The 13,079-nt window shown below is 33.8% G+C and carries 10 protein-coding genes; 7 read left to right on the forward strand and 3 right to left on the reverse strand.

Translation table 11 applies throughout. From position 1 onward, the window contains the following. Positions 1–10: 10 nt before the first annotated feature. Positions 11–2,188, reverse strand: coding sequence for a carboxy terminal-processing peptidase (locus BWZ20_RS06500; protein ID WP_076617939.1), 2,178 nt, complete (start codon positions 2,186–2,188; stop codon positions 11–13). A gap of 169 nt (positions 2,189–2,357) precedes the next feature. On the opposite strand from BWZ20_RS06500, the gene surE reads away from it, so the two are divergent. From surE to BWZ20_RS06535, 7 genes are all read left to right on the forward strand, one after another. Then, positions 2,358–3,128, forward strand: coding sequence for a 5'/3'-nucleotidase SurE (surE, locus tag BWZ20_RS06505; protein WP_076617941.1), 771 nt, complete (start codon positions 2,358–2,360; stop codon positions 3,126–3,128). A 13-nt stretch (positions 3,129–3,141) separates the two neighbouring features. Continuing rightward, a complete protein-coding gene (locus BWZ20_RS06510; RefSeq protein ID WP_076617944.1) occupies positions 3,142–3,456 on the forward strand; it encodes a hypothetical protein in 315 nt (104 codons plus the stop codon). Positions 3,457–3,458: 2 nt separating this feature from the next. Continuing rightward, positions 3,459–4,577 carry a lipid-A-disaccharide synthase gene (gene lpxB / locus BWZ20_RS06515; RefSeq protein ID WP_076617946.1) on the forward strand — a complete coding sequence of 373 codons (1,119 nt, stop codon included), beginning with the start codon at positions 3,459–3,461 and terminating at the stop codon, positions 4,575–4,577. A 24-nt stretch (positions 4,578–4,601) separates the two neighbouring features. Further along, a complete protein-coding gene (locus BWZ20_RS06520; protein WP_076617949.1) occupies positions 4,602–5,114 on the forward strand; it encodes a C40 family peptidase in 513 nt (170 codons plus the stop codon). Between the two features lie 142 nt (positions 5,115–5,256). After that, entirely contained in the window at positions 5,257–6,714 is a 1,458-nt protein-coding gene (locus tag BWZ20_RS06525; RefSeq protein WP_076617951.1) for an alkaline phosphatase PhoX, read from the forward strand. A gap of 1 nt (position 6,715) precedes the next feature. Then, positions 6,716–8,521: a cytochrome-c peroxidase gene (locus tag BWZ20_RS06530; RefSeq protein ID WP_076617954.1), complete on the forward strand. Its 1,806-nt coding sequence runs from the start codon at positions 6,716–6,718 to the stop codon at positions 8,519–8,521. A 45-nt stretch (positions 8,522–8,566) separates the two neighbouring features. Beyond that, positions 8,567–10,594 (forward strand): ComEC/Rec2 family competence protein, encoded by a 2,028-nt coding sequence (locus BWZ20_RS06535; protein ID WP_076617957.1) that lies wholly within the window; start codon positions 8,567–8,569, stop codon positions 10,592–10,594. Positions 10,595–10,599: 5 nt separating this feature from the next. Here the strand turns inward: BWZ20_RS06535 and BWZ20_RS06540 are convergent, their stop codons facing one another. Together BWZ20_RS06540 and BWZ20_RS06545 are read right to left on the reverse strand one after the other, a co-directional pair. After that, positions 10,600–11,169, reverse strand: a complete 570-nt coding sequence (locus BWZ20_RS06540; RefSeq protein ID WP_076617959.1) for a thioredoxin family protein — start codon at positions 11,167–11,169, stop codon at positions 10,600–10,602. A gap of 106 nt (positions 11,170–11,275) precedes the next feature. After that, positions 11,276–13,051: a peptide MFS transporter gene (locus BWZ20_RS06545; protein WP_076617962.1), complete on the reverse strand. Its 1,776-nt coding sequence runs from the start codon at positions 13,049–13,051 to the stop codon at positions 11,276–11,278. Positions 13,052–13,079: the final 28 nt, after the last annotated feature.

Here is a 13,079-nt window from a genome sequence, read left to right on the forward strand (position 1 = left end):
CAAATTTTAATTAATTCTTTACTTCTGCTACTTTATTTTTAATAGCATAGGTCATTTTTAAATCGTGCAGTACATTTAGAGCCTCCTCGATATAAACATCCTTGGCTAAACTTTGATGCCAGCGATTTCGCTTTTCTTTAAGCACAGAGTCTTGTTCCATAAGCTTAATTTCGTATGGCAATGAGGTAAAGGTTAGATTTGTTTGATACTCTGATAATTTTTCAAAACGCTTTGCCTCTTCTTCATTGAGCTCCATTTCTCTTTTGTAGTTTTCATAATTTAAAGAATAGCTCTCGCGATCTCTTATTTTCTTTACCCATTTAGCATTAGCATCGATTAACTTTAATTGTTCGTTAGCAGCCATACGTGCCTTGCTTTTAGCTATAGTAGTATCGTAATCAAAATAATTACCCCAAACATCATAATCTACAGCATCTATTTTATCCCAAGGCAGCGGATTTTCCTGATCCTTTTCACCTATATCGATATAGCTATATCTATCTGGCACTACCACATCACTCTTAACACCTTCTAGCTGGGTAGAACCTCCATTTACTCTATAGAACTTCTGCGTTGTAAACTTTAATGCTCCTAAATCTCCATTGGAATTATTTCGAACCAATCGGTTTAGATCTAACACATTCTGAACAGTTCCTTTTCCGTAAGTTTGCTTACTACCAATCACTATTGCACGTTTATAATCTTGCATTGCTGCCGCTAAGATTTCAGATGCTGAAGCCGATAATTCATTTACCAAAATCACCAAAGGCCCATCCCAAACAATAGATTTGTCTCTATCTTTTAAAACCTCTTTTGGCTGGCCAGTCTCTTTAACCTGCACCACAGGTCCTTCTTCTATAAATAAGCCTGCTATATCGACAACCGTCTGCAACGATCCGCCACCATTATTTCTTAAGTCGAGTACTAAACCTTCAACGCCTTCTTGCTTTAATCTAATAATTTCTTGTTTTATATCTGATGCAGCATTTCTGTTCTTATAGTCTTCAAAATCGACATAAAATTTTGGAAGGTTTATGACGCCAAATTTCTTATCATCCTTTATAACAGTAGATGACTTTGCATAGGTTTCTTCCAATTCTACGATATCTCTGGTAATTGAAATATCTTCGATAGTACCATCAACTTTCTTTAGGGTTAAAACTACTGTTGTACCTTTTGGTCCTTTTATCAACTTAATAGCATCATCGAGACGCATACCAACAATATTCACTGGCTTTTCTTCATTTGATTGACGCACTTTTAAAATTTGATCACCTACTTCTAATTCATTAGCTCTCCAAGCAGGACCACCACTAATGATTTCATTTACCATAATAGCGTCCATTTTCTTTTGAAGTCTTGCACCAATTCCTTCAAAATTACCAGACATCGCTACATCAAAACGGTCTTTGTCTTCTGGTGCAAAATAGAATGTGTGTGGGTCAAACTCTTCAACAATGGCATTGATGTAAACCGCAAACCAATCTTTGCGTTGTCTGTCATCAATGAAATCGTATAACTCATCAAGAGAACGTTTTGTTGCTTCTCTTGCTTCCTTTTCTAGGGCTTTTAAAGATTTTTTATCTTTTGGTTTTGATTTTTCATTTTGAGCTGAAAAGACACTTTCTGGAAGCGCATTAGCCTCTAGATCTGTATTTCGCTGTGAAATGGCATCATCATAATTAGCAATGGTTGAAAACTTAAGTTGTTGCCTCCAACGCTCTTTCATTTCGCGCTTGCTCTTAACGTACTCTAAGGTTTCATAATCAGCCGTATAACTTTCGTCTTTTGTAAAATCGAATGGCTTTTCTAAAATTTCTGCATAAATAACTTTAGACTCTTCAATTCGCTTTAACAAACGCTCGTGCGTTAAATTGAAAAATGCCACATCGTAATCCTTAATCTGATCATCTAATTGTGTTCTAAAGGCCTCAAATTCCTTGATGTCAGACTCATAGAAATAACGCTTAAATGGATCTAACTGATTTAAGTAATCTTCAAATACATTTTCAGAAAAATTATCATTTAAATCTTGTGGATTAAAATGACCATTATCCAGCACATAGGTAATAAGCTGTATAAGCAATTTATCTTTATCTGGATTATCATCAAATTTCTTACTCGTAAAGCTACATGAGGCAAATGCTATTAAAAATGCCAACAGTAAAAACTTATAATTCCCTTTCATGTTTCTAATTTTTCTAATTACAATAAGTGGATAGTGATTAATGTTACTAAAATAGAAGAAAAAACCATGCCATAAAAAATCATGGCACTAATTTTTTGTTAAAGGTATAAATACTTCTACTTCTTAAGGTTTTTAGTATTTTTACGCTAGTTAAAACCTCTAGTAGATTATGGCAAATCGCCCTTTAATTTTAGTGACTAATGATGATGGCATAACTGCTCCTGGCATACGTACACTAATTAGTGTAATGAACGCTATTGGAGATGTTGTGGTCGTTGCACCAGACAGTCCGCAGAGTGCCATGGGACATGCTATTACTGTAAACTCAACACTCTACATAGAAAAAGTAAATATTGACGGAAAACAGCCAGAATACAGCTGCTCTGGTACACCTGCCGACTGTGTTAAACTGGCAGTTAGAGAAATTTTGGATCGTAAACCAGATATTTGTGTTTCTGGCATTAATCATGGTTCTAACTCTTCTATAAATGTGATTTATTCGGGCACTATGAGTGCTGCTTTAGAGGCTGGTATCGAAGGGATTCCGGCAATTGGCTTTTCGCTTTTAGATTATAACTGGAATGCTAATTTTGAGCATTGCAAATCTTTTGTTGAAACCATTACCAGACAAGTTTTAGAACATGGCTTACCTGATGGAGTGGTATTGAATGTCAACTTACCCAACCTTCACAAAAAAGATATTAAGGGTATAAAAGTTTGCAGACAAGCACGCGCCAATTGGGTTGAAGAGTTTGATAAACGTATTAATCCAATGGGTAGAGAATACTATTGGTTAGCAGGAAAATTTGTGAATATGGATAATGGTGAAGACACAGATGAATGGGCTTTAGAACATGGCTATGTATCAATTGTTCCTGTTCAGTTTGATTTAACTGCTCATCATACTATTCAATCCCTCAATACATGGAAATTGAATTAATCTTCAGAATGAAATGACATTAACACCAACTAAAAATGCAAATTTAAATAAAGATATAGCTATTGGGTTTTTAGTTGCTATTATTGGTACATTTTTAGGGCTTTTAATAACTACACAAATTTTTGGAAATGACGATGATTGGCTATTAGTGTTAAGGCAAAGTGTACACCGTGGTATTTTAACCAAGATGATTAGTCTCGGTGCCTTACCTAATCTGGCGCTTTTCTTTTTCTTTTTAAGAAAGAAAAAAGATCATAGAGCGCAAGGTGTTCTTATAGCGACAATGTTAATTTTTATAATAACCATGATTATTAAATTTTTTAATTAATAATGAAATATTACATCATTGCTGGCGAAGCCTCTGGCGATTTACATGGATCTAACCTTATGAAAGCTTTATTAAAAGAAGATAGTAAAGCCGATATTCGTTTTTGGGGAGGTGATTTAATGAAAGAGGTTGGTGGTGAATTGGTGTTGCACTATAAGGAGCGTCAGTTTATGGGTTTTGCTGAAGTGATTATGAATCTTAGAAAAATTTCTGGTCATATAAAATTCTGCAAAAAAGATATTGCGCAGTTTCAACCAGATGTCATCATATTTATAGATAATTCTGGTTTTAACTTAAGAATTGCCAAATGGGCAAAAGCACAAAACTTTAGAACGCACTATTATATTTCTCCTCAGGTTTGGGCATCTAGAGCAAGTCGTGTTGAAAAAATAAAACGTGATGTGGATGCTATGTATTGTATCCTTCCGTTTGAAAAAGCGTTTTATAAAACGTATGATTATGATGTTAATTTTGTTGGCCATCCATTAATTGATGCCATTGCAGACCGACCACAAGTTGACGAAACTGAATTTAGAAAAACACATCGGTTAAATAATCAACCTATTATTGCATTATTGCCAGGAAGTAGAAAACAAGAAATCACCAAAATGCTTGGTGTTATGCTGAGCCTAGTTGATGATTTTAAAGATTATCAATTTGTAATTGCTGGTGCTCCGAGTCAAGATTATGAGTTTTACAAAACCTTTATTAAAAAGAACAACGTTAGTTTCATTTCCAATAAAACCTATGACCTGCTGAGCATTTCTTATGCTGCTTTGGTGACATCTGGTACTGCCACCTTAGAAACAGCATTATATAAAGTTCCGCAAGTTGTATGCTATAAAGCAAATGCTATTTCTTATCATATTGCAAAGCGCATTATTACTTTAAAATTTATTTCGCTCGTAAACCTTATTATGGACAGAGAAGTTGTTACTGAGCTTATACAAGGTAACCTCAACAAAAAGCGTTTAAAACAGGAGTTAAACGCTATTTTAAATTCAGATAAACGAGACCAATTATTTTTAGATTATTTTGAACTTGAAAAGAAACTAGGAGGTAAAGGAGCAAGTGCAAAAGCGGCTAAACTTATTGTTGAATCAGTAAACAGTATTCAGTAGATAGTATTCAGTATATAAAATCTTATGAAAAAAATTATATTACTTATTTGTGTTATTACCGTCTTAACGAGTTGTAAAGCCAAGAAATCATATTCTACCGCAAAGAAGCGACAAACACATACAGTAAAAGTAAACCCAAATATTAAACCTACACAAGAAGGAGTAGCTATTGCCAGATATGCTAAAAAATTTAATGGCACACGTTACAAGTATGGTGGCACAACAAAGCGTGGTATGGATTGCTCTGGATTGGTCTACACTACATTTAAAAACAATAACGTTTCTGTACCAAGAACAACTGGTAGCCTATCCTCTTATGGAGATTGGGTAGATCTAAAAGAAGTTAATGTTGGTGACTTGGTCTTCTTTGCTACAAAAAAAAATAGCAGAAAAGTTAATCATGTTGGTATTGTAACCAATGTACGTACTGGTAATGTAGAATTCATACATGCCTCAACAAGTAGAGGAGTTATGATTTCTTCTTTAGCAGAAAAATACTGGTATTTTGCATTTGTGCAGGCTAGGCGCGTACTTTAATGATACGACTTATTTATTATCATTCTATTTATTAATAATTAAATAACAAAGTTTACGATAGAAATACTTTTTCTTAATGATGCATTGAAAATGTGTTAATACGGTCCAAGTAGTTTTGTATTAATTAATCAATATAACTACAATGAAAACATTAAAACACATTACATTATTAGTCATTTTTGCTTGTTTTGCATCGTGCAAAAACGATGATAACAACAACAGCCAACCTCAAAATTTGGTTGAGTTAAACTCTCACTCTCAGACACCTGTTTTTCTAAAGCTAGAACCTGAGTTTTCTAACGTAAACATTTACAATTTTTTATCTTCCGAAGATCAGCTAGCAGACACACCAAACTTTGTATATGGTTCTATGGCAGATGGTGCTGGCCTCTTAAAAAACTCAGACAACACTTACACGCTTATAAATAATATTGAGGCAGATTACTCTATTGCTAGAGTTACATTAGATGAAACTTTTAAACCTATCGCTGGCGAATATATACTTAATGCCGCTGCCACTGCTGCTACTGCTCAATGCTCTGGCTCTTTAATCACTATGGAAGAGCATGGATTTGGCCCACTATATCTTTCTGGTGGTGAATGGGGAGGTGCATCTAAAGGTGTATTTGCAACAGACCCTTATAAATCTGCAAACTCTGCCTCTTCTGCGTTAATGCTTCCTGCTTTTGGGCAATGGTCTACAGAAAATGCTGTGGTAATAGGCAAAGATGCTTACCCAAATAAAACGGTTGCTTTTATTGGCGACGATCATTCAGACAACGCAATTCCTTCTGGACAATTAGGTATGTATGTTGGTGACTTTGCTGATTTAAATGGTGGACAGCTTTACGGACTAAGAGTAACACAAGCTGGTATTAACTTTGAAATGGATATGCAAGAAGGGCAATCTTACCCAATTGATTTTGTTGCTTTAAACGAAACTAATATCGATTTGTTAGATGCCGAAGCAAAAACCAAAGGTGTAATGGGCTTTTCTAGATTAGAAGATATTGATTGGAGAAGAGGTTCTGCATCAAACAATAGAGAAATTTATTTCTGTGTTACTGGCAGAAAAAAGCCAGATTTAGTAGGTAAAGGTACAATTTACGGCCGTATATATAAAGTTGTTTTAAATGATAATGATCCTACAGGTGCTGGTACAATAATATGCGTATTAGACGGTGATTTACAAAATGGCATCGCTAAAGCTTTTCATAGCCCAGACAATATTTTAGTAACAGAAAACTATGCGTACATTCAAGAAGATCCAAATGGTTACTTTGATAATGCAGACAAAATGCACTACGCTCGTTTATATCAATATAACCTAAATACTGGTGCACTAAAAGTTGTACTAGAATGCGACCAAGAAACAGCTTCTGCTCAAGGCTACGGTACCACTACTGGTGTTTGGGAATTAACTGGTATGATTGATATCTCGGATATCATTGGCATAGATGAATCCTTTGTTTTAATTACCCAAAATCACGGTTGGGAACCTGCAGATGGTTCTGCTTTTACTGACCCTAATGCCAACCCAGCAGCAGATAGCAGAAAAGAAGGAAGCATGTTATACGTATTACAAGGATTAGATAGATAAGATGAATATAACCACATTAAAAAAGGCATACATTTTACTGGTATGCCTTTTTGCTTTAAATTACAGTTGCAAAAACGACAAAGATTATACTGCTGTATCTCAAAATGAGAAAGCAATTCCACTTGCGCTTTTAGAAAACCACTATAAGACAAAGTTGAGCCAATGCATTAACGCTCTTGAGGCACTTGAAAATGCAACAAGTTTTGAAACCGCTCTTTCTAATTACAAAGATGCCAGAAACCATTTTAAAAGCATAGAGCCAATCCTGGCATTTGTAGATAAGAACAATTATATGTCCTTAAATGCACCTAACATTTTAAAAGTTGAAGAGGAAGATGCGACAGACATAAAAATCAAAACACCGTTTGGCTTTCAGGTTATAGAAGAAAAACTGCACGACGAACCTTTAGACCTTAAATCTGTTGCAAAAATTACCAAAAAAACCAAAAATAGATTACAGCTTATTGAACAAAACACCTATGTAAAGCTTAAAGATTATCATGTCATTTGGCTTATTAGAGATCAAATTGCTAGAATTGCTTTAACAGGTATTACTGGTTTTGATTCGCCTGTATTAGAAGCTTCTTTAACCGAAGCTCAACTAGGTTATGCAACCGTTAAAAATATTTTAAATACATATACTGAAAACTTTTCTGACCCAGCGTTATTAAAAAAGTGGAATACTGAAATAAAGGCATCAATTAAAGCACTTCAAACAGACTTTAATAATTTTGACAGGTATCTTTTCATTAAAAATCATACACATAAGCAACTAGCACTACTCAATAATACTGTGAAAGATTGGAATGTAGAGTTCCCTTTTGAATTAGCTTTCAACAATACGATGACATCGCTATTTTCTAATAACACTTTTAATATTGATTTTTTTGCAGACTACGTAGAAATTGATTCTTTAAAACACAATAAACAACAGCTAGGAAAGACCCTTTTTAATGATAGGAAACTATCAGCCAACAATGCGATGAGTTGTGCAACTTGCCACAAACAAGAATTAGCGTTTACAGATGGTTTAAAGATTTTTCCAAAGCAGAAACGCAATACACCAACGTTAACCTATGCTGCATTGCAGCAAAGCTTTTTCTACGATGGAAGAACAGGTAATTTAGAAGGGCAAATTGTAGATGTGGTAAACAATGTTAACGAGTTTCATAGCGATTTATCAAATTTGCAAACGGTAATAAAAACGGATAGCACTTACGTTAAATTCTTCAACAAACTATATCCAAATGGTGTTACAGATGCTAATATTAGAAATGCTATTGCAGTATACATTAGAAGTTTGAATACATTCAACTCTAAATTTGACAATAACATCAACGACATTGAGCAAACTATTAGCCAATCTGAGATTAATGGTTTTAATCTATTTATGGGAAAAGCAAAATGTGCCACTTGTCATTTTGCACCAGTTTTTAACGGTACAGTACCTCCAAATTTTACAGAAACTGAATTTGAACTTTTAGGTGTGCCAAAATCAACCAATTTGCCTGCTATTGCAGACACAGATTTTGGAAGGTATGATGTGTTTAAAACCGAAGAGCGAAAGCACTTTTTTAAAACACCAACGGTTAGAAACATTTCTAAAACTGCACCATACATGCACAATGGTGTTTACGCAGATTTAGAAGCCCTAATGGATTTTTATAATAACGGAGGTGGTGCTGGTCTGGGCTTAGAATTTGAATACCAAACTCTCCCTCCAGATTCATTAAACTTACAACCAAATGAGATAAAAGATATTATTGCATTTATGAATAGCCTAGAAGATAAACAACCTATACTATAAATAAGAAACAGACTACAAATTTTATTATATTAGTAACTCACAATCATGAAGTTACTAAATTTTACCATAATAAAACTTACAGTTTGTCTTATTCTAGGCATTTGTATTGCCCATTATTTTAAACCAAGTTTTAGCATAGCCATTTACCTATCCTTAGGTTTAATGGCTATACTTTTTCTCTACTATTTAATACTAAAAGGCAAGCATAGCAAACAACCACTCTTTGGATTAATTTCTTATTTCTGCATGATAAGTCTAGGAATTAATGCTTATAATTTTGAGAACGAGAAGATCCATCAAACCCATTACAGCAACTTAGATTTTAATGCCTTAATTGAATTAAGATTAAAAATCAAAGAGCGCCTAAAATCAGATCTCTATAACGATAAGTATATTGCTTCATTGATTTCTGCTAATAAGCGTGAAGCATCAGGACAACTACTTATTAATATTAAAAGAGATTCTTCATCAAGCCCATTACCTGTTGATGCTATTATTTACACTAAATCAGTTTTAAAAGATATTCAGAAACCGCTGAATCCGCATCAATTTGATTACAGCAGATATTTAGAACTAAGACAAGTTTATAGTCAAATCTATCTTCAACACAATCAATTCTTAATTCTTTTTGACCAACCTACTACTGTTTATGGTTTTGCTGACTTATTTAGGACTTCCATCAACAAAAAATTGATTGATGCTGGTTTTAAGGATGAAGTTTTAAGTATTATTAACGCATTACTTTTAGGTCAAAGACAGACAATTGATAAAAGCATCTATAATAATTATGTGAATTCTGGCACTATTCATATTCTAGCTGTTTCTGGTCTGCATGTTGGAATTTTATTACTGATTCTCAATTTTGTTTTTAGACCTCTACTACTCTTTAAATACGGATACGTTCTTAGACCAATAATTATTATTACTATACTTTGGTTATTTGCCGTTATTGCCGGATTATCACCTTCAGTTACCAGAGCCGTAACCATGTTTAGCGTTATAAGTTTTGCCATGCATCTTAAACGGCCTGCAAATATCTATAACACACTAGCCATATCAGCCTTTTTTATTCTACTTGTAAAGCCTACATTTTTGTTTGAAGTTGGTTTTCAGATGAGCTATTTAGCTGTTTTAGGCATTGTAAGTATTCAACCTATTTTATATAAACTCTGGCAACCAAAATATTGGATTTTAGATAAACCTTGGCAAATATTTACAGTAACATTAGCAGCACAAGCTGGTGTTCTACCGATTAGTCTATTCTATTTTCATCAGTTTCCTGGCTTGTTTTTTATATCTAATCTTGTGGTGATTCCGTTTTTAGGATTAATTCTTGGTTTTGGCCTTTTTGTAATTGCTATGGCTTTAGTTGGTTTTCTTCCTAAACCTATAGTTGAAATTTATAGTTTAATTATAGAGTCGTTAAATGGATTTATTGCTTGGATTGCTCAGTTTGAAGACTTTTTATTTAAAGACATTCCCTTTACCTTGATGCAGGTGTTGTGTGCTTATAGCATAATAATAAGCGGTATTCAGGTTTATAAATTAAGAACTTTTAAATGGTTGGCTATTTGCCTTGTTAGCATTATTACTTTGCAAGGCACTTATCTTTTTAATAAGTTTCAAAGTAAAGATGAAGCTTTTATCGTTTTTAACAAAAGTCGCTTTTCTGTTATAGGATTTAAACAGAGTGACAGACTTGTGGTTCATCATAATCTAGATACTTCAAAACTTAAAAATGATAACATTATCAAGAATTATAAAGTTGGTGAATTAATTGACAGTGTAGCTCAATCTAATCTGCAAGATATTTATCAATTTAAAAACAAGCGATTATTAATTATAGATAGCTTAGGAGTATACAGAAATCTGTCTTTTCAACCAGACCTCATCTTACTTCGTGATTCACCAAAGGTTAATTTAGAAAGAGTTATTGATAGTATTAAACCTGAGCAAATTATTGCAGATGCAAGTAATTACAAGACTTACATAAAACGTTGGAAAACTACATGCAGAAACAAAAAAATCCCTTTCCATTATACGAATGAAAAGGGAGCATTTATCTTGAAATAAAACCACTACTCCTTAAAAGAAGGTTCGAAGTTTTTATAATACTCATTAAACTTCTCTTGGGTATCCATTTCTTTGTACTTATCTGTCTTAAATAGTTTTAAGTACAATTCTATTTGGCGTGGTTTTAAATATCCAGAAATTGGGGCAATATACTCACCCTTTTCGTCAAAAAACACCATTGTTGGGTACGCTCTTACACCAAGTGTACGCGTTAGCTCGTGGGCACTATTACGTCTATTTGCCTTTGCAGGATCGTAATTAGGATTGGAGTATGTTTTGTCTTTATAGGTTACGGTGTCATTACCTTCACCATTAAATTTTACGGCATAATAATGCTTATTTATATAATCTACAACATCCGCATTATGAAATGTGTGTTTATCAAGCATTTTGCAAGGGCCACACCAATTGGTGTACACATCCATAATAATTTTTTTAGGTGCTTTTTCCTGAAGCTTAATAGCTTCCTCTAAAGTCATCCAATTAATCTCTTTTTCTAAGGGTTCACTTGCGTTTTGAAACGAAACCAATGTTCCAAAAGCTATAAAGGCTATAAGTAATTTTATTTTTTTCATTTTATGCTGAATTTATTTCAGTACCTATTTTGTTGCAAATCTTGTACCGAACTTACAAAAAATGCTCCTAATGTGGAGCATTTTCTATTATTTTTAACGGTAAGTACTAACGTACTCCATGCATTAAACGCTTTAATAATGGATGTAATGCAAATGAGACCAGTCCTAATGCAATTGGCACAACCGTAAATATTAAGAAGAAGTATGACAGACCATCTTCTTTTGTAATTTTCTCAATATCACCACCTACATAATGTGCCATTTTATTTCCTATAGCTATTGCTAAGTAATATACACCGAACATAAAGGCCACCATTCTCGCTGGCACTAATTTACTTAGGTATGATAATCCCATTGGTGACAAACATAATTCACCAAGCGTGTGAAATAAATAAGCCAGCACTAGCCAAATCATACTTAACTTTGCTGTTTCTGCACCTAAAGGTACATTTCTGGTAGCAAAGGCTAACAACCCAAAGCCAATAGCCATAATTATGAGGCCCAAACCGTATTTTACAGATGCTGGCGGATTGTATTTACTATCCCACCATTTTGTGAATAATGGTGCGAAAACAATAATGAATAATGAATTAAGAATGGCAAACCATGTTATTTCAACTTCTTTAGCTTCTGCACTAAAATTGATATAAAGCTTATAGATTACCAAAGCCCAGATAATAACAAAACTTATTGCTAAAACAATATTTGAAAAACCTATTCTACTAAATGTTTGTCTGAATAAACTTATTAAAACATAGGTTATAATTCCGATAGGTACAATAGTCACAATTGCATCTATAATTTTAAATATTGAAGCTGCGTTTCCTTCCAGAACTCTATCAGTAAAATCTCTAGTGTAAATCGGCAATGAACCTGCTGCTTGCTCAAACGCAGCCCAAAAGAAGATTGTAAAAATACAGAAGATTGTAAAAGCAATCATTCGGTCTCTCACAACTCTTTCATATCGCGGAATTCTAACAACAAGGATTAAAATAAATACTATTGCCGCTAACAACGCAAAAAATAGTGAGTCAGTCATACCTGCGACTGTAAAATTTAACGTGTTGATGTTACCTATTTTACTTAATGGATCGTTGACTATAAAAATGAGTGCAGAAATGATAAAAACACCTATTAAAACATAATCAACAGTCACAAAATAATTTAGCTTACCACTTATCTTTTCTTTAGAAGTTTCTAAACCTTCAGACAATGTATCTATTATACCCTTCTTCTCATTTTTAGGTCTGGCGCCTACATCTCCAAATAATGGCTGTGCATAATAAAACTGAACCATACCTAAAAACATAAAAATTCCAGCTAATCCAAAGCCATAACTCCAACCTACGTTTTCGCCAAGCCAACCGCAAAGCATAATTCCGAGAAAAGCACCAGCATTTACTCCCATATAAAAGATATTATACGCGCCATCTTTCTTTTCATCATGACCTTCATACATTTTAGATATTATTGATGTCATATTAGGTTTAAAAAATCCGTTTCCTAATATTAAAAGGGCAATTCCTATGTAAAGAAACGTAGGTGTTTCTACTGCCATAGATGCGTGTCCAAGTGTCATAAGCAGTGCACCTATAACAACAGCTAATCTATAGCCAATTTTGTTGTCTGCTAACCAACCACCAACAATTGGTGTTAAATAAACAAACATAGCGTACGTTCCTAATAGCGATAAGGCGGCTGGCTTATCCCAACCCCAACCAGGATTGTCACCAACAAGAGCACCTGTTAAAAATATAACAAGAATAGCGCGCATTCCGTAATACGAAAAACGCTCCCACATTTCGGTAAAGAATAGAACAAATAAACCTGCTGGATGTCCCATTACTTTAGTTTCGAAAAAATTTTCGGATGAATTATTCATAAATCTTAAAGTATTTAGTTAGTAGAGA

It is taken from the genome of Winogradskyella sp. J14-2, from assembly GCF_001971725.1.
In the GTDB taxonomy this organism is placed as follows: Bacteria; Bacteroidota; Bacteroidia; order Flavobacteriales; family Flavobacteriaceae; genus Winogradskyella.